Source organism: Fusibacter ferrireducens (assembly GCF_015352425.1).
GTDB classification, from domain to species: Bacteria; Bacillota; Clostridia; order Peptostreptococcales; family Acidaminobacteraceae; genus Fusibacter_A; species Fusibacter_A ferrireducens.
Window position 1 is genome coordinate 423,855 of record NZ_JADKNH010000002.1, and the last position, 22,353, is coordinate 446,207.

The 22,353-nt window shown below is 38.4% G+C and carries 19 protein-coding genes and 1 riboswitch; of the genes, 5 read left to right on the plus strand and 14 right to left on the minus strand.

Going from position 1 to position 22,353, the window contains the following annotated elements:
• Positions 1-578: 578 nt before the first annotated feature.
• From ISU02_RS04960 to pdxR, 10 genes are all read right to left on the minus strand, one after another.
• Positions 579-1,004 (minus strand): triose-phosphate transporter family protein, encoded by a 426-nt coding sequence (locus tag ISU02_RS04960; protein WP_194700681.1) that lies wholly within the window; start codon positions 1,002-1,004, stop codon positions 579-581.
• A gap of 51 nt (positions 1,005-1,055) precedes the next feature.
• Positions 1,056-2,180: an aminotransferase gene (locus ISU02_RS04965; protein WP_194700682.1), complete on the minus strand. Its 1,125-nt coding sequence runs from the start codon at positions 2,178-2,180 to the stop codon at positions 1,056-1,058.
• Positions 2,180-3,232 (minus strand): ornithine cyclodeaminase family protein, encoded by a 1,053-nt coding sequence (locus ISU02_RS04970; protein ID WP_194700683.1) that lies wholly within the window; start codon positions 3,230-3,232, stop codon positions 2,180-2,182. The genes ISU02_RS04965 and ISU02_RS04970 overlap by 1 nt, the downstream gene beginning before the upstream one ends.
• 257 nt (positions 3,233-3,489) lie before the next feature.
• The gene (locus tag ISU02_RS04975) at positions 3,490-4,974 is read right to left on the minus strand and encodes an aminotransferase-like domain-containing protein (protein WP_207736183.1); all 1,485 of its coding nucleotides are present in this window, start codon (positions 4,972-4,974) and stop codon (positions 3,490-3,492) included.
• A gap of 174 nt (positions 4,975-5,148) precedes the next feature.
• A complete protein-coding gene (locus tag ISU02_RS04980) occupies positions 5,149-5,736 on the minus strand; it encodes a thiamine phosphate synthase (protein WP_194700684.1) in 588 nt (195 codons plus the stop codon).
• Positions 5,733-6,944 carry a 2-iminoacetate synthase ThiH gene (gene thiH / locus ISU02_RS04985; protein ID WP_228727723.1) on the minus strand — a complete coding sequence of 404 codons (1,212 nt, stop codon included), beginning with the start codon at positions 6,942-6,944 and terminating at the stop codon, positions 5,733-5,735. The genes ISU02_RS04980 and thiH overlap by 4 nt, the downstream gene beginning before the upstream one ends.
• Entirely contained in the window at positions 6,941-7,714 is a 774-nt protein-coding gene (locus tag ISU02_RS04990) for a thiazole synthase (RefSeq protein ID WP_194700685.1), read from the minus strand. The genes thiH and ISU02_RS04990 overlap by 4 nt, the downstream gene beginning before the upstream one ends.
• 30 nt (positions 7,715-7,744) lie before the next feature.
• Positions 7,745-8,554, minus strand: a complete 810-nt coding sequence (gene thiF / locus ISU02_RS04995) for a sulfur carrier protein ThiS adenylyltransferase ThiF (protein ID WP_194700686.1) — start codon at positions 8,552-8,554, stop codon at positions 7,745-7,747.
• Between the two features lie 4 nt (positions 8,555-8,558).
• Complete coding sequence (thiS, locus tag ISU02_RS05000) at positions 8,559-8,753, minus strand: sulfur carrier protein ThiS (protein ID WP_194700733.1); 195 nt, start codon at positions 8,751-8,753, stop codon at positions 8,559-8,561.
• A gap of 102 nt (positions 8,754-8,855) precedes the next feature.
• A riboswitch (TPP riboswitch) is annotated at positions 8,856-8,960 on the minus strand.
• Positions 8,961-9,067: 107 nt separating this feature from the next.
• Positions 9,068-10,462, minus strand: coding sequence for a MocR-like pyridoxine biosynthesis transcription factor PdxR (gene pdxR / locus ISU02_RS05005; RefSeq protein WP_194700687.1), 1,395 nt, complete (start codon positions 10,460-10,462; stop codon positions 9,068-9,070).
• 114 nt (positions 10,463-10,576) lie between these two features.
• Here pdxR and ISU02_RS05010 point away from each other — a divergent pair, with 114 nt between their 5' ends.
• From ISU02_RS05010 to ISU02_RS05020, 3 genes are all read left to right on the plus strand, one after another.
• On the plus strand, positions 10,577-11,512 hold the full coding sequence (locus tag ISU02_RS05010) for a DMT family transporter (protein WP_194700688.1): 936 nt from the start codon (positions 10,577-10,579) through the stop codon (positions 11,510-11,512).
• A gap of 152 nt (positions 11,513-11,664) precedes the next feature.
• The gene (locus ISU02_RS05015; protein ID WP_194700689.1) at positions 11,665-12,123 is read left to right on the plus strand and encodes an Lrp/AsnC family transcriptional regulator; all 459 of its coding nucleotides are present in this window, start codon (positions 11,665-11,667) and stop codon (positions 12,121-12,123) included.
• The gene (locus ISU02_RS05020; RefSeq protein ID WP_194700690.1) at positions 12,113-12,796 is read left to right on the plus strand and encodes a LysE family translocator; all 684 of its coding nucleotides are present in this window, start codon (positions 12,113-12,115) and stop codon (positions 12,794-12,796) included. The genes ISU02_RS05015 and ISU02_RS05020 overlap by 11 nt, the downstream gene beginning before the upstream one ends.
• A 351-nt stretch (positions 12,797-13,147) precedes the next feature.
• Here the strand turns inward: ISU02_RS05020 and gltA are convergent, their stop codons facing one another.
• Both gltA and ISU02_RS05030 read right to left on the minus strand, forming a co-directional pair.
• Positions 13,148-14,527: an NADPH-dependent glutamate synthase gene (gene gltA / locus ISU02_RS05025; RefSeq protein WP_194700691.1), complete on the minus strand. Its 1,380-nt coding sequence runs from the start codon at positions 14,525-14,527 to the stop codon at positions 13,148-13,150.
• On the minus strand, positions 14,517-15,371 hold the full coding sequence (locus ISU02_RS05030) for a sulfide/dihydroorotate dehydrogenase-like FAD/NAD-binding protein (protein WP_194700692.1): 855 nt from the start codon (positions 15,369-15,371) through the stop codon (positions 14,517-14,519). The genes gltA and ISU02_RS05030 overlap by 11 nt, the downstream gene beginning before the upstream one ends.
• 561 nt (positions 15,372-15,932) lie before the next feature.
• Between ISU02_RS05030 and ISU02_RS05035 the strand changes: the two genes are divergently transcribed.
• Positions 15,933-18,065, plus strand: coding sequence for a carboxylesterase family protein (locus ISU02_RS05035; protein WP_194700693.1), 2,133 nt, complete (start codon positions 15,933-15,935; stop codon positions 18,063-18,065).
• Between the two features lie 307 nt (positions 18,066-18,372).
• Complete coding sequence (locus ISU02_RS05040; RefSeq protein ID WP_194700694.1) at positions 18,373-20,499, plus strand: methyl-accepting chemotaxis protein; 2,127 nt, start codon at positions 18,373-18,375, stop codon at positions 20,497-20,499.
• An 85-nt stretch (positions 20,500-20,584) separates the two neighbouring features.
• On the opposite strand, the gene ISU02_RS05045 is transcribed toward ISU02_RS05040, so the two are convergent.
• The gene (locus tag ISU02_RS05045; RefSeq protein ID WP_194700695.1) at positions 20,585-21,583 is read right to left on the minus strand and encodes a GGDEF domain-containing protein; all 999 of its coding nucleotides are present in this window, start codon (positions 21,581-21,583) and stop codon (positions 20,585-20,587) included.
• A gap of 30 nt (positions 21,584-21,613) precedes the next feature.
• On the minus strand, positions 21,614-21,874 hold the full coding sequence (locus ISU02_RS05050) for a hypothetical protein (RefSeq protein ID WP_194700696.1): 261 nt from the start codon (positions 21,872-21,874) through the stop codon (positions 21,614-21,616).
• Between the last annotated feature and the right edge of the window lie 479 nt (positions 21,875-22,353).

The following is a 22,353-nucleotide window of genomic DNA, read 5'->3' on the forward strand; positions in this document are numbered from 1 at the left end:
TTAACAGCAAATATCCTAAGGCATATAGTTGCACCCAACAATAGTTGTATTAAAATAGGTACTTTGTCTACCTCGTCATTTAACTTCTTTACGCTCTACATTTTTATGCACGTTATGATAGTGAAGTTTGTCTAAGGCTTGTTTTGAAAGCTTAGCTTTGACCTATTCTAATTGTGTCATCGAGATAGCACGTGCTTTGGCTTTGTCTAAATTCGCCACTGCTATTTCATAAGACGTTTGAGCAATATGAATTTGTGCCGTTAAATCTGAAGCTTCAAATATCACAAGCAATTCTGCCAGCAAAAGGTGCAGACAAATCTACCACTTGTTCTTTACACGCTAAGTGATAACCAGAAACTCATTCTGACGTTTTTCCTGATTCAATACTAGCATTTTAATTCGGGCCAATACTCTGATTTGCAAAGCCTGACAATCTTAAAATCGCTGTCAAACCTATTGCTAATGTCATTTCACCAAATCCGCCTCTAATCGTTCGTATGCGAATATTATTGATTTAGTTAATCTATTTAACCTATTCACATTGACGCCTTTTAGATTCTATCTGAATTTAAATCACTTTACTTTCTATTAATCAAATATAGACCGATTAAACATAAGACAACGCCAAATACAGTAGATATATCTATTTTGTCTTTGAAGAAATATAGACCTATGGGGATTAAAAGCAACGCCACGATCACATTAGAAAATACACCGGCAACACTAACCGCCCATCCCGATCGATAGACCAACAAAAACCCCATTTCTAACCCCACTATTGCGATTCCAAGCACATAACTCGCCCAGTTTAAAGTTTTGAGTTCCACGAAAACACTATTTCTTTCCATTGGAAATACAAATAGCAAGAGTCCAGTGGCCATCAATGCCGTCATATAGGTCATCAGCATTGAAACCACAGGATTGGACTGCCCCGATATTGACTTTTGAGAAATATGATAGAATAAACTAGAACCAATCACTAGAAACATAGAGACATATTGCAATATTGTGTTCCTCCTTAAAAGACTTGTTTTAAATGATGACTATAGACTGTTTTATGAACTTAAGTTTCTATAAAATCGTCCAATTCTATTAAGCGCTTCCTTAAGATTCTCTGAATTATTGCCTATCCCCACTCTAAAATGACCTTCAATGTCAAGCGTTTCTCCGGGTACTACCAGTACATGCGCCTCATCCAACAATCTTTTGCAAAATGTATTCGAATCCATTTCCAAGTCATATTTTAGGACAATAACCGGTCCAGCTTTCGGCTTGACAAAACTAAATCCGGTGTTCTCTTTTAGCCATGCCTCCACAATTTCAAGATTTTTCTTTATGATGCCTACGCTTCTGTCTATGATTTTATCTTTATTTTCAAGTGCCATCGCCGCGATATAATCATCAATCATCGAACAACTGATGTGATTATAATCACGCACTTTATTGACGCCTTTTATCACTTCTTGATTGCTACATACCCATCCTATTCTCAACCCTGCAAGAGCGAAAGTCTTGGACATACTGCTGGTACTGATGCCTTTTTCATACAAATCTACAATGGATGCTGTAAATCTTTCACCTTCATAATTCATCCCTCTATAGGCCTCATCCGATAGGACATACGCATCCACTGAACTTGCGATTTCAACGATTTCTTTAAGCATCGATTCATCTAGAGATGCACCCGTTGGGTTATTGGGATTCGAAAAGCTTATGAGCTTTGTCTTGTCATTTACAAGGCGTCTAAGTGCTTTAAGATCAGGTAAAAAACCATTTTGGGGATCAAGATATAGTTTATGCACTTTGGCACCGATTGACTCTGGTACAGAATAGTGTTGCTGATAAGTTGGTAAAATAGTGATCACTTCATCTTCTGGTTCTATAAGGCTCATAAGCACCAAATAGTTGGCACCAATGGTGCCGTGCGTTACGGTAATCTGTGAAGCTGAAACATTTTTATACAAACTTGCGATGCCCCTTTTTAAATAATCAGACCCCTCAATAGCACCATATGTGAGTTTCATCTCCATAATCTGTTTGGTAAACGCCTCTTTACGACCACAAATTTCAAGCAATTCATCCAATCTCAGAGAGTCCACACAGCTCTCTGCCACGTTAATTTCACATTTTGTCTCATAAGCATCCATCCATCTTTCAACTTTAAAATCTTTAATTTTCATTATAAGTCTACCTCCTGGCCAATGTTTTTTTCTTTTGCAATATCAATTGCCAACTTCGAAACTATTAAGTCTTGAAGTGCGATCCCAGTTGAATCAAATATCGTTATTTCAGAATCGTTAGTCCTACCCACTTTTTCAGATAAAATCAGCTCGCCTATTTCACCCATGATGTTGTCTTCACTTATAGTGCCTGTCTTTAATGCGATTTCTAGTTCACCCACATTGATCGCCTGAGCCATATCGTCTACAAAAATTTTAGCGTCTTTAAGAATACAGCTTTCTATTTCCTGTTTGCCCTGCAGATCAGATCCCATACAGCTTATATGAACACCCTCTTTTAACCACGATTTCATAATAAGAGGCTTTCTTGACGGCGTGACGGTTATGATGATATCGCTTTGGCTAACGGCTTTTTCCAATGAGGGTTCTGCTATAAACTGCACTTCAAATTTAGCTTTAATGCGATCATAGACTTCATCATCCGCCTGAAATGAGCTCAAGAATTCAAGGTTCAAAATGTCTTTAATGGTGGATACAAATTTTACCCCCTGCTCTGCATTTCTAGGATTACAAATGCGCACACGCTTAATATTTTGCATTGCAATTAAGGTGGCTGCTATCTGAAATGCGGCTTGATGTCCAGTGCCTACAATTAATAAATCTTCCGAACGCGCTCTTGCTAAAAATTTGGCTCCAATTGCGCCAGCAGCACCCGTTCTCATTCCCGTAACATGCTCTGCGTCAAGAATGCCAATGGGTGCGCCTGTTTTCATGTCGAACATCAACGTTGTTCCAAATAACATGGGAAGGTTCTTGTCTCTATTCTCAGAAAACCAAGATACCACTTTAAGACCGTATACATCATATTCATTAATATAACCAGATTTTATATCCATATCTGCTATTTCCGGTTGAAATTCATGGAAAATTAATGGCCATAAGCCAGCTTTTTGCCTAGCTTTTAAACAATAGACTTCCTCTACTTTCTCCAAAACTGAAATCATATTAAGAGATGCTTTAACTTCATGTTTATTCAATACCTTAACCTTCATAAACGCCTCCTCAAATGCTTTATAAATAGGTTTCCAATTTAAGCTACTTTTTATGATTAACATGATATTACACTTTGAAAAGAAGATACACCACATAACAAAAAATATCGGCCCAACAAAAAAATAGATTCAAAAAAAAATCTACACATAAAACAGTTCGGTTCTCTGGAGATCCCTCAAATGTTTTACACATAGATTCATGAAGTTTCGTATTTAATCCAATTTAGTGTTGGCTTAAATTGAGTGCCCGATTAAGTTTAGCGGTTACTCAAATTTAATTTGATCATGCGTGCGAGTATCATCAGCCCTTGCTCTAAATCCTGTAAACTCGCATAAGAAAATGAAATTCTGATGTTCTTATTGCTGGAAACATCATAGATATTGCCCGGATTGATGACAACACCCTGTCTGTAACAAGACTCAAATAGACGATACATTTGAATATTTTTGTTCAGTGTGAGCCAAATGTAAAAACCACCAGCAGGTTTTTGCCATGTGGCTATGTCTGAAAAATATTGATCCAAAATCTTTAATGTGAAATCGCGCTTTATCTTTAGCTCATGTCTCAATGATTTAATAAAAGATTGATAATAGCCTTTGGCTAAAAATTCATAACACATCCACTGAGAAATGGAACTGCTGCCATAATCCGTCTGCATTTTAATATCCGCTAACCGATTGATGACCCTTTCACTCCCTACAATCCATCCCACTCTCATACCAGCGGATAAGGACTTTGAAATACTCCCCATATACAAAACAGTTTCATTTTTATCCCCTGCTTTGATAGGCGCAGGGGGCTCTTCATCTAACCACAGTTCTCTATAGGTGTCATCTTCTATAATGGGCAATCTTTCTTTCTCACATAAAGACAAAATAGCCTTTCGCCTTTTGACAGACATCAAAACGCCTGTGGGGTTTTGAAAACTGGGAATGGTATATAAGAGCTCTGGCTTTTTCACAGAAGCTTTTCTAAGGAGATCCGCCACAATTAAACCTTCACCATCCATTGCAACACCTGTGAAATTGATGCCATGAGATTCAAATAAAGTGAGAGATTGAATATATGTGGCTTGTTCAGTTAACAGGGTTGCCCCTCTGCGCAATATGCCCATAGAGATTAAATGCAAAGCCTGGAGCACACCCGAAACGATCAAAACCTTATTGGGATTCACATCGATTCCCATGGGTTTTAGATATTTGCAGACCTCTACTCGCAGCTGTAAGAGCCCCTTTTCTTCTTCATAACCCATGTAATTTACATCCATCAGCAAATGATCATAGATGGATTTCATATATTGCACTGGGGACATCTCAGGGGCAAGTTCTCCAGCTCCCAATCTGATCATCTTTGAATCCAAATTGAGCTCATTGATGATTTTAATGACATTGAGATTTGGCTTTTGATACCCGCTTTCAATATATTTTTCCCAATTTGGAGGTGCTTTGGAAGCCAAAACAGACCATGTGTTATTGACTATAATCGTGCCTGCACTCTTTTTGCTCTCTATAAGCCCCTCCGCTTTTAAGGCCTCATAAGCCTCAAGCACTGTACTTCTATTGACATCAAAAGCATTGGCCATTTCCATCTGAGTGGGCAGTCTATTCCCAATGGACCAGTCACCCAATGCAATTTTGTCTTTGATAAAATCAAAAATTTGCTTATGCATTGGGACAAGAGATTGCTTATCCGGCTTCCAATGGATTTGCGCTATATCAACTTTTGTCACTTTATTTTTCATAAGATCACCTATTGCTATTGAATTCAATTGCCTCGATAGAACACGTAAAATCATCTGCGTCAAAGACATTTACAAAGAGTAGAGTGCATCAAATGATGTAACTCATACCGTTTAATTATATCATTCAATACCTTGAAATAAAGAGATCTTTTTTTGTATGCGTTTATTTATGGATTACAGAGCTTTATACTTTCGAATCAACGCTTCCGGTTCAGGACTGTTCATCACGCTGGACATGATGCAAACACCCTTTGCACCCGCTGAGATTAAAGCTTTATGTCGCTCTGGTGTAATGCCCCCTATCGCCATAACTGGAATAGATGCATTAGAACTGATCTCTTTTATAAATGAAAGGCCTCTTGGTGCAATAGAGCTCTTGCAGTCCGTTCGAAAAACGTGCCCAGCGACCACTTGGGTTGCCCCTAAAAATGCAGCTAATTGCGCTTCTCTTACTGAATGTACTGCCACACTGATGATTTTAAATTCATCCAGCACGCGATATTCAGAGATAAATTGGTCGAATGGCAAGTGAATATAAAGATGGTTAAGCTTTTTCGAAAGATGAATATGAGAATGCAACAAGAGCCTTGTATGATGTTTTGAAGCTATGTCTAGACATCGAATTGCTAGCTGCTCATAGTCATAAGCATCAAGATGCTTTGCCCTGAGTATGACTTGATCGGGTTTGCCATTGCAGATGCTTTCAAATTGTTTTAAAAAGGAAAACCCCATTGATGCCTGATCCGTCACACAGATAATCATCTGTCATCTCCTGTGTTAAATCCTCCTAAAGCAATATGATTCGAATAGACCGGTTGTAGACCCTTTAAGAGAATCATAGAGTGAATTTCAGCCACACTTCTGGGATCAGAGATCTCAAATTGTTCATCCCCTTTAACTTCCTCCACGTGTCCACCTACGCCGACGACAACACCTGCAGATATTTTAGTGGCACATACACCTACAGTATGATCTCTAAAATGTGCATTTTCTCTGGTGGATATTGTAATGCCTGCATAGGGCATAAATAATTTATAGGCGAGCATCACTTGAAATAATTCGACTTCTCCAACGCCATGGGTCTGCTTTTCCTCATGGTTGATATAAGGTCTGATTCTAGGTAAGGAAAATGCAATTTCAGCGCTTGGGTATTTTCTTTGTATCCAATAAGCATGCATTCCTGTTGCAAATGCATCTTTTCTAAAATCATCCAGTCCCAAAAGTGCGCCAAATGAAACCCCATACATACCTCCCATCAATGCCCGTTCCTGAGCATGAAAACGATAGGGGAAAACACGCTTTGGCCCCGATAAATGAACAGATTCATACTTCTCAAGATTATAAGTTTCCTGATAGACAGATACAAAATCAGCGCCACACTCATGTAAATAACGGTATTCATCTGAATTGAGCGGATAGATTTCAATCCCAATGGTTGAAAAATAAGTCTTAGCTATTTTAATGGCCTCCCCAATATACTGAATGTCTGATTTTTGACGCGATTCACCTGTCAGTAGCAGAATTTCTTTTAAACCTGTTTCTGAGATGGTTTTGAGTTCAATACGAATTTCTTCAAGTGACAACTTGCCGCGTTTGATCTTATTTTTACAATTGAAACCGCAGTAAACGCAATGATTTTCACAATAATTGGATATATAGAGCGGTGTAAACAATTGAACTGAATTGCCAAAGTGTTTATGCGTCAAGGTTTTTGATTTTTGTGCCATTTCTTCAAGATAGGGCTTTGCAGCAGGAGAGAGTAAGGCCGCAAAATCGCTTGGATCTAAGCGATCTTTTGAGAGTGCATATGCCACATCATGCGCCTTATATTGTTCAGCATCATAGTTTGAAACCATCGAAAGCACCTTTTCAAAAACATCGGATTCAATTTTCTCCATGTTTGAAAGATAAGACATTGGATCTGTCTTCATCTTTTGGGTTATCTTCATCTTTGAATTTGCCTTCATCATAAGATTTCACCTAAGAATCCTGTCAATGGACTAGAGGCTTCTCCTCTCCGCTCTAGGACTCTGCCAAGACCTGCTAAATAAGCCGCACGTCCAGATTCAATTGCCAATTTAAATGCAGTTGCCATTAAAGCGACGTCTTTAGCTGTGGCAATGGCTGTATTTGCCATAACTGCCGCACATCCAATTTCCATAGCTTCACAGGCTTGAGATGGTTTGCCAATCCCTGCATCCACAATGACTGGCAGTTCTATCTCATCTATAAGCATCTCTATGAAAGCTTTTGTAAGAAGACCCTTGTTACTGCCAATCGGAGCGCCCAGTGGCATCACAGCTGCAGCCCCAGAACTGACGAGATCGCGTGCAACATTTAAATCTGGATACATGTAGGGCATGACAATAAATCCCTCTTTTGCAAGTGCTTCTGTTGCTCTAAGTGTTTCATAATTATCTGGCATCAAGTATTTAGAATCTCTGATGACTTCTACTTTGATAAAATTGCCACATCCCAGTTCACGTGCTAGTCTTGCAATCCTAACGGCCTCTTCAGCGCTTCTTGCCCCAGAAGTATTGGGTAAAAGCGTAATCCCTTTTGGCATGAAATCTATGATATTTGCTTCGCCATTTTTGTTGGCACGTCTCACGGCAATGGTTGCCATTTCAACGCCGCCGTTTTGAATCACAGCATCGGTCATATCCAGTGAAAACTTACCTGAACCCAGTATAAATCTGGAATTAAATTCATGTCCACCTATGATCAATTTATCTTTCATAATATCCCTGCTTTCTCGACTTTTGTCATACTATACGGTCTCTAAATTAAGTAACAATCTCAATATCATGTTGGCTTGATGCCCTGCGCAAATATGAACTCTCGGTGCCATGAGTCCATTTTCAAATGTGGCTTCTGTTACCATGTCACCACAAATATAAAGATTTTTAAACTTTTGAATCGTCTTAATGGTATTGGCACTTGAAAATCCTGCCATACCTGAACCTGAGACAATTTTAACATTTGGATTTTCGTTTAATAGGGTATTGATGAGCATTGCTTTCTCAGTTGAGCTGTCAAATGCCTCACAGACAATTTCACAATCCGCAATCATCGAAAGCGCATTTTCTACAGTCAACTTTGTCTGGATGGATTCCACTTTTGTATAGGGGTTGATCCCTTTGATGATTTGTTTCAAAGCCTCAGATTTGGACAGTCCAAGATGCTGTATGTGATAAGCTTGGCGATTGAGATTACTCGGTTCTACAATGTCAAAATCAATGAGTTTTAAATATCCCACACCTGTTCTGGCAAGCATGATGGCCACGTTGGAACCCAAGCCTCCCAAACCTGCAATACAGACCCTTCCCTGCTTGACTTTGTGATGAACTGCGGGTGTATTCCTCGCCATCAACATGGATTCTAAAGTGCTTTCGTCTGGCATTTCACCTCTTTTGATCAATACGACATTATCGCCATCTGCCAAAGCATAGCTTGCCTCTTTATTAAACCCATTCACAATGATGACATCAGAGTCACTCTGAATTTCGCTGATCAACTGCTGGATTGTCCTCGAACCTGTTTCAAAAGTTTTTCCGTTTAAAGTGATTTGAGTTTGCATGTAATCAACCTCCTCCAACGAAACTCACCACTTCGAGCCGTGTGGAATCCTCTATTAATGTATTTTCATATGCGGACTTTGGAACAATTTGACCATTCATTTCAGTGGCTATTCTGTTCAGATCATAGCCTTCACTTTCAAGAAATGCCTTTAGTGTCATCGATGCTCTTAATGGGTGTAAAGTGCCATTGATAAACATTTTGATCTCCTCTCTAAAATTGATCTTCTCCATTTGAAACGCGGACAGATCGCCACCTAATTGACATAAAAAAAACAGATGCCTCAAAAGGACATCTGCAGTTTCAAATATAATCAAGTTTCCTACGTTGGCATTATCCAAATCAGGTACGGTCGAAGTTCAATTACTTCCTCTCAGCCTGAAATACAAGCTCCCGAGAATATTCAATTTTTAGTTATTCATTTGTTTTTTAATGCATCTGCACTAACTCGTGTTTATTATAGTATAAAAAAAATTATTCGTCAATTCTAATAGGGGGCCTTTATTTAAAATCACTATGTCATAATCATGTTGTAGAGTTTAGAGACACTTTTAGGAATGTCTTCAATCTTCAAATGGCCATATCCCAACATCAGCTGATCCAAGTGATCGCCTTTAACAATACAATAGTGCTCTATTGGAAACACGCGAATACCTGCATCTTGACTTTTTTTCACGAAGACTTCATCGAACTTAGCACCATGAACTTGCAGAACGAGATGCAATCCAGTCTCATCACCTAATATGGTACACTGCTCTCCAAAGTATTTATAAATAGCTTGCGTTAATGCCAAACGCTTTTTTTCGTACAATCGACTGATTTTTTGAATATATTTGTCTAACTTTCTCTGTCTTAAAAATGCCGTCAATGCCGCTTGCTCTACGATTGGGTTTTGAACATCAAAGTGCTTTCTCAAATACATCCAATTAGCCTGTAACTTTGGCGGCAATATCACAAAACCAATTCTCAATGCAGGATACAAACTCTTGCTAAATGAGCCCGTATAAAGTACTTGTTCACTATCCAAAGCATAAAGCGGACTCACCGCTGCCCCTCTATATCGAAATTCGCTGTCATAATCATCCTCTATAATGTAGAAATGCCTTTGTCTTGCAAGTTTAATCAGCTCTATTCTCCGCTCTGCCGTGAGAATACTTCCCAGTGGAAATTGATGTGAAGGCGTGACATATACAGCTGAAATATCATGACCATTCAATAAAGATGTCTTCAAACCCTCTTGATCCACTGGGATGCTTAAAATAGAATTGCCACTACTCTCAATCACTTCCAGAAGCCCTTTGTGACAAGGATCTTCCACTGCAAAAGGCACACCCTCTTTGGACAACATGGTCACCAGAATGCTAAGGGCTTGTGTCGTGCCAGAAGTGATAAAAATATCTTGCGGTTTTGCAGACAAGCCTCTTTTTCTAAATAACCAATGGCTTATTTCCACTCTAAGCGCCTCATAACCAGCCGTCCCAAAATAGCCTAAATCATTGTCGCTTAACTGCTCAAATGCCTTGTACATCATCTGATTCCAAACGTAACGTGGAAAAAGACTCACATCGGGTTGCCCAGTTTTAAAATCGACAATAAAGCTTTGCTCACTCCCTTGAATCACTGGGAACAGCACTTCCTCATAATGCTTCTGATGTTTTTCAAGGTAAAGTCCTTCTTTGACCCTTGTTGGCGCACCTTGGCGCGTCACAATAAACCCCTCTGTTTCAAGCATGTCATAGGCTTCATTAACCGTGCTTCTTGATACCGACATGTCTTTAGCCAACCCTCGACTCGATGGCAAAGCTTCTCCAGATTGAATCTTGCCCTCTAGAATCAAATCTTTCATCGCATAAAAAAGCTGTCTTGACAATGAAATTTCATTTTCTCTTTCCAATTTGATTTGCCACATACGCCCTCCAACTGGTATGTAAATTATAAAGTTTAACTGGATATTGTAACGAACCAGTTTTAAGTGTTATTATTCTACCATATTTACAACCCAAAATAAAGGAGGCAATAACACTTGGAAAAATTTAAAGGTAGATTCTATTTAGCCGTTGGATTCATATTTGCTGGTACTGCCGTCATCGCCGCACGTTTTGTATCGGGTTTTCTTGGGCCCTTTACAATTACAGCGGTAAGCTTACTTGCCGCACTTGTGATATTAGTACCATTTAATTATTTAAAAATTCAAGCGGCTCTAAAGCTCATGAAAAAAACAGACTGGCTTATGATCAGCTTGCAAGCTTTTTTTGGCATTTTTTTATTTAGAGCTTTCCTGCTTTTTGGTCTTCAAAAAATCAGTTCAACTGAGGCAGGCGTTTTGATCGGAACAGCACCGATACTCACAAGTATTTTAGCGTATACTTTACTTAAGGAAAAAGTAACTTTAAGGACAATCATAGGTATTTTATGTGCTGTTTTAGGAATCATCTTGCTACAAGGGGCACATTTCTCAAATTTTACATTAAGCCAATCCATTGGAACCATACTTGTATTAGGCGCAGCTGCTTGTGAATCTCTCTTCAATATTCTCTCTCGCTTTCACAGCTTAAATAAAGCTACTGGCAATATGGATCGCATGCCTCCAGTTGTTCAGTCCCTACTTGTTTCTGCAATTGCCTTTATCTTTTGTCTTTTACCTGCTCTGGCAGAACATCCTGTTTCATCATTAATTGCACTTGATTGGATAGGGTGGCTTTCACTATTATGGTATGGCCTTTTCGTCACAATTTTATCCTATGTCCTATGGTATGCGGGTATTAAAAGGTGTACTGCCCATACCGCTGCCGCATTTTCCGGTTTAATGCCATTTACATCGATGATCTTATCGCACTGGGTTCTATCGGAAAGCATCACCTCTTTACAATGGATTGGCGGTGGACTTGTCATACTTGGGGTGATTATCATAGGCATTTCTCAATCATATGAAAGTGAAACGCCAGAGTTTCAAACTTAAAAATTTATATAATTCTGCCCACATTCAGTATAAATTCAATAATTTTTTAGGTTTTCATCCCATCTTTCCTCACATTTAATTGAATATTTGCGAATATGTTTACAAATATAATGCCAAGTCATATAATATAGCCAAAAGTGAGGAGGGTTACAATGGATAGGATTGATTTTGATATTTTAGCGATTTTAAATCAAAATGGTCGTGCAACTGCAACTGAAATCAGCAGGCAAGTCAATTTATCGATCCCAGCGGTTTCAGAGCGTTTAAGAAATCTTGAAGACTCTGGCGTCATAGAAGGTTATGCTGTGAAGATCAATCGTAAGGCACTCGGACTGCATTTGATGGCATTTATCTTCGTCTCTGTCGATACACCAGATCATACTGAAAAGTTTAGAGAAGTGATTACCACTTTTCCAGAAGTCCTTGAATGCAATCACATCACTGGCGAATACGGGTATCTCCTAAAGGTGCTTCTTGAAGATACTGAGGCACTTGAATATTTCATCAGCAAAAAACTCAAATGCATTGCTGGCGTTCAAAACTCAAATACGACTATTAATCTATTGACTCTAAAAGAAAGTATCAATCGGGTGATGTACAATGATTTATAAAGGCTTTCGACTGGGGATGGTCCTGCAATTGGCGATTGGACCCGTGTGTCTCTTCATATTTCAAACTTCTGTTAACGCAGGTTTCTTTAATGCTTTTCTCGGTGTTATCGGTGTTGTCTTGGTAGATGGCCTGTTTATACTCTCCGCTATTTTAGGACTCGGGGCTCTTCTTGAAAAAAATAGATCCCTTAAATCCAAATTAGGTTATTTAGGTGGTACAATCTTAATTATTTTCGGGCTAAGCACTGTTATCAATATCTTTGGCATTGCCATGATCCCAAGCTTTAGCCTTAACACTAAAACGACTTCAAATATCTTGATTAAAACGTTTCTCATGACTTTGTCCAATCCCTTGACCATTATCTTTTGGGCTGGAATGTTTACTGCAAGTCTCGAAACAGAAAACTTAAACAGCAGACAAGTTTATGAGTTCGGACTGGGCGCATTATCTGCTACATTGATCTTCATGAGCTCTGTCGCTCTATTAGGCAGTTCATTATCTATATTCATATCTGATTTTTTTCTTAAGGGACTCAATTTATGTACGGGGTTATTCTTGATTGGATTCGGTATAAGATCATTAATTAAAAATTATAAGGATCAGAATTATAAGGATCAGAATTATAAAAATCAGAATTATAAAAATCAAACTCATGAAGTTCAAAATCGATAAAGGGATACTCTACCCTCTTGATATTAAATAAACCCAATATTCAAAAAAATCTACATCAAACAATATAAGAGTCATAACAACATTTGTGCCATCTCCGATGACTCAAAACGATTTTCGCTGACGCTGTTTGAGGGTGAACATCCCTCAGCACAGCTTTCGGCTCAAATCTTGCATACAACAACATTTGTGTCATCTCCGATGACTCAAAACGATTTTCGCTGATGCTGTTTGAGGGTGAACATCCCTCAGCACAGCTTTCGGCTCAAATCTTGTTGTTTAAAAAAAGAGGCTAAATGATCATGTCATTCAGCCTCTATTCTTTTAGACGCGTGTTTTTTTTTAATTTACATCTTACAATTCGCGTTTGCTCATAAAATCCTTGTGAATCTCATAAGCACACTGCTTACCTGCGCCCATAGCGTTAATAACCGTTGCAGCACCACTCACAGCATCACCACCTGCATAGACAGCCATATTGCTTGTACGCCCGGATTCATTGGTTTCAATAAGCCCTCGATTATTAATGTCAATTCCCAACGTTTTTATCAAAGGATTCGCCAAGGTCCCTATGGACATGATCACGTTATCAACTTCTATAAGGTGTTCAGAGCCTTCCACTTCATGTGGGCGCCTTCTGCCATTGGCATCTGGTTCTCCAAGTTCCATCTGGATACACTTGATACCAGAAACATATTGTTGCTCGTTCCCAATGATCTCCAAAGGATTGCATAAAAACTTGAACTCAATAGCCTCTTCTTTGGCATGTTCTACTTCTTCTCTTCTCGCAGGCATCTCCTCTTCAGATCGACGATATATAAGATAGACATTTTCTACACCAAGACGTTTTGCTGATCTTGCAGCATCCATCGCCACGTTACCGCCACCTACGACAGCAACATTCCGACCCAAATATAAAGGTGTATCGCTTTTTGCTTCATATGCTTTCATCAAATTAACTCTGGTTAGAAATTCATTTGCTGAATAAACCCCTAATAAATTCTCACCTTTAATATTCATAAATCTCGGAAGTCCAGCACCTGTCCCAATGAAAATCGCTTTAAAGCCATCATCTTCAAGGTCTTTTAAATCCAAAGACCTGCCAATGACCACATTTTTTTCTATTTTAACGCCTAGTGTCTTAAGCGCATTAACTTCTCGATCGACAATTTCTTTAGGCAACCTAAATTCTGGAATGCCATATCTCAAAACACCGCCCGTATCATGCAACGCTTCAAAAATGGTCACATCATACCCAAGCTTAGCCAATGTGCCTGCACAGGACAACCCCGCAGGTCCCGACCCAATAATTGCAGTTTTAATGCCCTTAGACTCTTGTGGGACCACCTCTAAAACATTGTTATGATTGTCTGCAACAAATCTTTCAAGCGCTCCTATGGCAACGGGTTCGCCTTTAATTCCTCTGACGCAAAGCGCTTCACACTGTGTTTCTTGGGGACAAACACGTCCGCAAATTGCTGGCAATGAAGTGTATTCTGACAGCGCTTCAAATGCCTTATCTATATCACTTGCCTTAATCTCATGAATAAACTTAGGAATATCAATCCCAACTGGACACCCAGCTACACAAGGCTTATTTTTACACTCCAGACATCTACTCGCTTCAAGTTTTGCCTCTTCAAGCGTATAGCCTAAAGCAACTTCCTGAAAATTAGTAATCCTTTCTCTGGGATCTTTCAATTTCATATGTGTTCTCTGGATATTATTTGACATTTTCAATCTCCTTCAGTAAACGACAGTCTTTATCCTCTTCCAAATTGTGAACAGGTTGATTCTTAAATATATTATTGCGACTTTGAGCTTCGTCAAAATCAACTAAATGACCATCGAATTCAGGACCATCCACACAGGCAAATTTAGTTTCGCCACCAACTGTCAAGCGACATCCCCCACACATGCCAGTACCGTCAATCATGATAGAGTTCATGCTGACAACTGTTTTAACACCATACTTTTTAGTTACTGCTGAAACATTCTTCATCATGATGATCGGCCCGATAGCAAAGACGCAATCGATATCTTTGTGTTCTTCTAAAAGCGTTTCCAGACCGGTGGTCACAAATCCCTTTGTGCCATACGATCCATCATCTGACATGAGTACCATCTTATCAGAATGACTGGCAAATTCTTCTTCAAGGATAACTAAGTCTTTATTTCTAAAGCCCACAACAGAAAACACTTCCGTATTTTGTTCTGCCAGAGCCTTCACAACAGGGTAGGCAATGGCACATCCAACGCCGCCACCTACGACAATGGCTTTCTTAAGATGCTCTATCTCAGAGGGTTTTCCCAGTGGCCCCACAAAATCATGAATAAAGTCACCCTCTTCTAGGTTATTTAAATCCATAGTCGCCTTTCCAACCACTTGATATATAATGGTGATCAACCCATCTTCTCGATTATAGTCTGCAATTGTAAGTGGAATGCGCTCACTGTTTTCATGAACTCTGAGAATGATAAACTGCCCCGCTTTTGCTTTTCTTGCAACATATGGTGCTTCTACTGTCATCTTAACCACAGCCGTAGCCAGAGTCTCTTTTAACACTATTCTATACAAAGAAATAACCTCCAATTTTTTATTTTATATTTTAATTTTTCTATTTTTACCGATTTATATTTTTTATACTTAGATGTCCATTGTGACATATACGCTAAAAGATTGCAATATGAAACGATTATCATTTTTTGCATAATTTGATCTCAAATACACATCATTATGCATCAATATACATACTTTTGAATAATAGCTTTCATAAATAATAGCATTTTTTATCCCTACTCACAAGACTTTGAGTGAATATCTTCCCAACGATCTTCCTATATATTAAACAATCTTCTTACATATTAATAGAAGAAAAATGTATTTAGTGATTTTTTATTTATGACTTTTTAGTAATAAATAGCCATTAATATCCATTGACGCACAAAATTTGATGTGATATCATTTCATTATTAAGTTCATCGTGAAACAGTGGATTGTGACTGCAAAAGCGGGCAAGACCATAATTTAAGGACAATTTATTTTGTCTTTAAATTGTTGGTCTTTTTTTGTGTCCTTTTTAGAATTGTTTCCTTGAACGATGAATGCTTAAAAATATGTATTAGGGAGGCGTTAAACATGTTAAAAAGAAAAATATTCACTTTAACACTTGTACTCATGCTACTGCTGTCAGCCATTACAGCATACGCTGATACACCCCCTCAAACTGGGGACATTGAGGGGAGATGGTCTTTCAGTATTGTCAACAAATGGGCAGAAAAAGGTATTATCAGAGCAGATGCAGATGGTACTTTCAAGCCAACTCACTTGGTAACAGGGGCTGAATTGAAAAGCCTACTAAAAAATGCATTTAATTTGGATGTAGTTTTAGAAGACTCTTCTATCCATGTGACCAGAGAAGCAGCTGTTAAAACGATTGCCGATGCACTTTACTCAGAGTTATCTTCTAAAAGCTCGACTGGCTTTCTAGATGATTCAGATATATCTCCAAATGCTAAAAGTGCTATTATCAAGGCGTCTTTAGAAGGTCTCGTAAATGGCTATCCAGACGGCACTTTTAGACCTAACGAACCATTGACCTTTGAACAAGCCATTGCCATAATGGATCAAATTGCAATGAAAGATTTAAAATATACGAAAGGTATTTTACAAACAACTGCTTATGGTCAGGTTGAAGGTCAATTGTCAAATGATGATCAAAGCATTGAATGGCTTGGCGTTCCTTATGCTGCACCACCGGTTGATGAGCTTAGATGGTTGGCACCTCAACCCCCTAAAAGCTGGACTGGTGTACTTGAAACAAAAAACTATAAAGAAAAATCTATGCAACTTAGCGGTAAAGACGTTATAGGTAGCGAAGATTGTCTCTATATGAACATATATCGTCCAAATACAGCTGCAACGGACCTACCAGTGCTTGTGTTTGTTCATGGTGGCAACAACCAAACAGGCACCAGCCAAGATTTTAAAGGCGAAAAATTGGCTGCAGATGCAAATTGTATTGTGGTTTCCATTGATTACAGACTAGCTGCACTGGGTTGGGTTAACTTGCCAGCTCTAAAAACAGGTGATCCATTAACCGATTCAGGGAATTTTGGTTTACTAGATATTCATGAAGCTCTCAATTGGGTAAACGGCAATATAAAAGCCTTTGGCGGCAATCCTTATAATGTAACAATCTCAGGACAATCTGCTGGTGGTCGTGACGTTATGGCTATCTTGATTTCACCAATTTTCAAAGGCGATTTCCAAAAGGCATTTGCAATTAGCGGTGGTATGACGGTTACAGACCCTTCTGTCGGTCAAGAAATAGATGCCAAAGCTTTTGCCGCTTTAGTGGTGGAAGATGGTGTTAAAGCAACAGAAGCAGAAGCTATTGCATGGTTAAACACGGATGCACAAGACGTTAAAAATTATCTCAGAGGTCTATCTGGGGAGAGAATCGCACCGTTGATGAATAACGCTGCCATTAGAATGACTGTATTTCCTCATCTCTTTGCAGACGGCTACGTCCTACCGAAAGAAGGATTTGCTGTACTTTCCACTGGGCATTACAACAAAGTGCCTACTTTGCTTGGCAGTTGTAAAGATGAATTTTCAGTATTCGCAGGAACGGATCCAATGTTCGTCGCTGCACTCTTTGGAGGTACTTTGGCAACAGATGAAGTTTTATTGCCGCAATATACGTTCGCAAACACTTATGGCAGTATGCTTTACACCGGTTTTAATGCGGATCGTTCTGCTGAAATCATGGCCGATGTTACGGGACAACCGGATGTATTCGCTTATCGCTTTGCATGGGGTGCAGATCCAGATGTTATTAGTCCTGGACTTGGCAGTGTTCTCGGTGCTTTCCACGGCATTGATATGGACTTCTTAAAAGGGCGCTACGATTCCTTTGTAACCACCAATTATACCGATGAAAATCTCAAAGGAAGAGATGCACTTGTGTCTGCTATGCACACCTACTTGAAAAACTTCTTGTATACAGGCAATCCTAACGGTGGTGACCTTCCAGTTTGGAATGCATGGTCTAATGCCGAAAACGCAGACAAGCTGATGATCTTAGATGCGGATAAAAACGAAGTAAAACTTAGAATGACTTCTGATTACATCATCGAGTCGGAAGTTTTCAAAGCGATTGATGCAGATCAAACCCTTCCAGCAGATCAGAAGCAAAACATGATTTCTAACATCATGTCTGGTCGATTCTTCAGTGAATCGTTTGATGCACATTATAATCAAAAATAATAATCGTCGAATATAGAAAACAACATTTGAGCCCTCTTTCGATGTCTCAAATGTTGCTTTAATAGAGAATCCCTCAATGTGAAAAAATTCATTTGAGGGATTTTTTATGCATACAATTTCATGAAGTAATCAACTCAGAAAAGGATGTTTTGTGCGACAGTTTTGTCTCACTTCAAGCAAGTAATGACAATGCTTACAAAGAATTTTACATATAAATTGACTTTGGATTTTTTATATCATATTATGTACTATAAGATAATGCTGAATACAGCAGTTTGACAAATTTTATTCAGGAAGGGGTTATTAAATGATCTTTACTAAAATACTAAAACCGGGCATATCACTGATTAACAAATTTAACTTACTCACAAAATTTATCATCACCAGTTTTATCCTTTTTATTTTATTAGGCATCAGCCTATTTCAATTTTTTTCAAACAATCAATCCAGCACTGTTTTTAATGAAAAAGAGTATATTGGCGTCGAATACGCCGCGCTTTCAAAAAAATTGCTTTACGATGTAGCTGAAAGTTTAAAAGCTAGGCTTGAGAACGATCAAACTAATATATCGCGTCTAGATTCAAATATTTTAAGCCACTTTGATGCACTGAATCAAATAGATCAGCAGTATAATCATACATTGGATAACACCGCTTCAAACATTATGGTATCTAGTACTATAAAGGATTGTCTATCATTATATAAAGGAATCATCGCAAATTCAGATACGCTCTCAAAAGATGATCTCGCCAATCAATACGAACCTTTGTTTGAGGGGATCAACAGTCTTCATACCAACATCTCTGACAATTCAAATTTAACCCTTGACCCCGATCTTGACTCCTACTATCTTATGGATACCGTCATGTTCAGGAATTTGGCATTAACTGAAAAATTATATCGTTTAGACTTAATATTAAATGATGCCATCCAAAGTAAAGTAATCTCAGATCAAACTCGCAAAGAAGCGATCATTCTTACAACCCAAATTTCAACGCTTGTAGATAATATTAATGGTGACATGAAAACAGCTATTGCTTTTAACGATTCAAAAGAAACTCGAATTTTAGAACCTATAAAAGCGGAATCACTTACATTCTCAGAGGCTTTTGATACATTGCTCTCACAACTCGATGAAGATCTCTCCTTAAATCAAATGAGTGCATTAACAAAATCAATGGAAAGTGCCATTACGTTGAATTCAAGCTTTTACGACTCTCTTTCGGATAAACTTTGGCAACTTTGCTTTATCCGAACAGAAGACTATCGTGCGCAAAATAAAATGGTTGTGGTTTCCTTAATGCTTTCACTCCCAATACTGCTTTATATTTATAGTGCTTTCGTCTTATCCATCATGGGAGCTGCAAAAGTGATCAACTCTGGTTTAGATCGAATTACTTCGGGTGATTTAACTTATGAGGTTTATCTCAATTCAAGAGATGAGCTCAATACCATCAGTCTCAGTATCAATAAAATGGTAACTGAAGTCAAACATGTCATTCTTGGCATTATGAATATTTCCACTCAAACTAAAAATTCATTTGAAGGTATCGATCGGAGCTTGCTCACACTGGATGAAAATATTGCTAAAATTTCAAACACACTCGAAGCTATTTCCAGTGTATCAGAGGAAACTGCGGCTTCAGCTGAAGAAATGAATGCCATCTCAGAAGAGCTGGCCGATACAGTGGAACACCTCGCTTCTGATACAAAATTGAGCAACACGATTTCTGTCAATGTCTCCAAAAAATCTAAAGAGATCGTGATGAGCTCAAAAATGGCCAAAGAAAAAGCTGAAGATATTTTAACGCACTCTAAGTCTGAACTCGAAAAGGCTTTACACGATGTTGAAGCTGTAGATCAGATTCATATGCTCTCTGATACAATCATGCAAATTACTGTTCAAACGAATCTGCTTGCACTCAATGCAGCCATTGAAGCGGCTCGTGCTGGAGAGTCAGGCAAGGGATTTTCAGTTGTAGCCGAAGAAATAAGAAAGCTTGCAACAGAATCCAAAGATGCTGCTAATTCGATTCAAGAATTGACAGACATTATAGTGACCTCAGTAGGGCAACTTCGCAATGCATCTCAAAATGTTATCGATTTCATTAGTAAAGAGGTCATCTCAGATTACACCGCAATGGTTGGCTTCGGAGAGGACTTTAATGACAATGCTTCTCAGATTTCAGAGACAACTCAACGCATTACAGATTCAACGATTCAAGTGGCACATTCCATTCAGGTGCTTTCTAAAGCAATTAATGAAATCTCCTTAGCCAATAATGAATCTGCTAAGGAAGTCCAAATTGCTGTGTCTCAAATCAATGAAATTGCTGAAGAATCTCACAAAATTGTCGGCAATACGGCCGATGTCAGTTCAGATATTAAAAGTCTTATGGATAATGTCAATAAATTTCAAATTTGTGCACAATAATCTCTAAGAAAAGCTACAACTTCAATGTGCCTTATTCGTGGGCTCACTGATATTGTAGCTTTTTTATAATCCTTCATGGAAATCTCTAAGTATCTTTCTTTAATTTTTCTTTATACAATTCTAGATCTGCATCAATTAGAGCTTGTGATGCGTTATCATAATCCTTAAGCGATACCACGCTCATACTCACTCCTGCGGTCTCTTCATAGAGAGAAACATAGTCTTTAAACAACTGCTTCACATTTTCAAGTTTTTGAGTTAGTTCATTTTTATCCCCGTAATATATAATTGCGAATTCATCCCCACCCCAACGACTGACGACGTGTTTTTCAGCCTTGAAATTATTTCTCAATATTCCAGACAATTCTTTAAGGACATCGTCTCCGATGGCATGTCCATGCCTATCATTTATGCGTTTGAAATGATCCAAATCTATAAAAATGAGTTGAATATCATCATTATTATCATTCTCTATGGCGAGTCTCATGGATTTATCAAACATTCTTCTGTTGTACAGGCCCGTAAGCTCATCGAAAGTCGCATATTGAGTCATCTTTTGATTTGCTTTTTCATACGCCTTGGCAAACTGTAAAAGCACTAAAAAGGACATGATCATTAACAAGGGAATCTGAATCATTCGATCGACAAATTGATTCCAATCGCTGTAAACAGCGATCAATTCCGGATGATAATACTCTACGATATGCATAATCATAAACATAACAATCAGTGCACTGACCAAAAAATAACGCTTCCAGCCATCAAATAAATAGGTAATCGCTATTAGAAACAGAAAAATATAACCGATTGTATTATTACTACTGCCGCCTGAATTCGCAAATGAGAAAGGCAGGAAACCAAATATCATGAATGCAAACACGCCAAACATCATGTGAGTCGTGTATTTTTTGTCTTTAGAGAAAACTAGGGCGATGGTTAATATAAAGACAAGAACAATCCATTTAATACTAATCCAGATTGGAAAACTAGAGATAAAATTGCCAATAATGCTCAAAATGGATAAAATGATGCCCACTATTAAACTGGATTTATAGAGCTTTAACTGAATATCTGACAGTTCCATGTCGCCTCCAAAATTTATTGTATATGCCTCCTACTCGTAATAGAATTGTTGAGGTTTGCCATGACTAAAATTTCTAAATTCATCGTTAAAAATAATCATATCCGGTACATTCTTTAATTTCTTTTCAAATAGGATAGGCACTTTTTTCGGTGATGTATACCCAACGATCCAAATATTATCATAATGAAGAGGAACCTTCGTGTTCCAAAAAACCGCTCTTGGTTTTTCACGATCTGTAAAAGTATTAATCGCTTGAATTTTTATTTTTCCCTTTTGGACTCTTTTCCCCAATGTAGTGCCTCCGAGTAGATTTGCGTTCTATATCATTATATCATTTATGCTTCAAAGTAGTGATATTAATCTTTAACGCATTAACAACATTTGAGCCATCATTCGATGTCCCAAAACGATTTTCGCTGACGCTGTTTGAGGGTGAACATTCCTCAGCACAGCTTTCGGCTCAAATCTTGCGTACAACAACATTTGTGTCATCTCCGATGACTCAAAACGATTTTCGCTGACGCTGTTTGAGGGTGAACATTCCTCGGCACAGCTTTCGGCTCAAATCTTGCATACAACAACATTTGTGTCATCTCCGATAACTCAAAACGATTTTCGCTGATGCTGTTTGAGGGTGAACATGCCTCAGCACAGCTTTCGGCTCAAATCTTGCATACAACAACATTTGTGTCATCTCCGATAACTCAAAACGATTTTCGCTGATGCTGTTTGAGGGTGAACATGCCTCAGCACAGCTTTCGGCTCAAATC

Bases quoted from the DNA above. Each gene is read 5' to 3' on its own strand.
- ISU02_RS05045 (WP_194700695.1), bottom strand. From the start codon at position 21,583: ATGGAACTGTCAGATATTCAGTTAAAGCTCTATAAATCCAGTTTAATA.
- ISU02_RS04965 (WP_194700682.1), bottom strand. From the start codon at position 2,180: ATGAAAATTAAAGATTTTAAAGTTGAAAGATGGATGGATGCTTATGAG.
- ISU02_RS04980 (WP_194700684.1), bottom strand. From the start codon at position 5,736: ATGATTATCTGTGTGACGGATCAGGCATCAATGGGGTTTTCCTTTTTA.
- gltA (WP_194700691.1), bottom strand. From the start codon at position 14,527: ATGTCAAATAATATCCAGAGAACACATATGAAATTGAAAGATCCCAGA.
- pdxR (WP_194700687.1), bottom strand. From the start codon at position 10,462: ATGTGGCAAATCAAATTGGAAAGAGAAAATGAAATTTCATTGTCAAGA.
- ISU02_RS05035 (WP_194700693.1), top strand. From the start codon at position 15,933: ATGTTAAAAAGAAAAATATTCACTTTAACACTTGTACTCATGCTACTG.
- ISU02_RS04975 (WP_207736183.1), bottom strand. From the start codon at position 4,974: ATGAAAAATAAAGTGACAAAAGTTGATATAGCGCAAATCCATTGGAAG.
- thiH (WP_228727723.1), bottom strand. From the start codon at position 6,944: ATGATGAAGGCAAATTCAAAGATGAAGATAACCCAAAAGATGAAGACA.
- thiS (WP_194700733.1), bottom strand. From the start codon at position 8,753: ATGTTTATCAATGGCACTTTACACCCATTAAGAGCATCGATGACACTA.
- thiF (WP_194700686.1), bottom strand. From the start codon at position 8,554: ATGCAAACTCAAATCACTTTAAACGGAAAAACTTTTGAAACAGGTTCG.
- ISU02_RS05040 (WP_194700694.1), top strand. From the start codon at position 18,373: ATGATCTTTACTAAAATACTAAAACCGGGCATATCACTGATTAACAAA.
- ISU02_RS04990 (WP_194700685.1), bottom strand. From the start codon at position 7,714: ATGAAAGATAAATTGATCATAGGTGGACATGAATTTAATTCCAGATTT.
- ISU02_RS04970 (WP_194700683.1), bottom strand. From the start codon at position 3,232: ATGAAGGTTAAGGTATTGAATAAACATGAAGTTAAAGCATCTCTTAAT.
- ISU02_RS05015 (WP_194700689.1), top strand. From the start codon at position 11,665: ATGGATAGGATTGATTTTGATATTTTAGCGATTTTAAATCAAAATGGT.
- ISU02_RS05020 (WP_194700690.1), top strand. From the start codon at position 12,113: ATGATTTATAAAGGCTTTCGACTGGGGATGGTCCTGCAATTGGCGATT.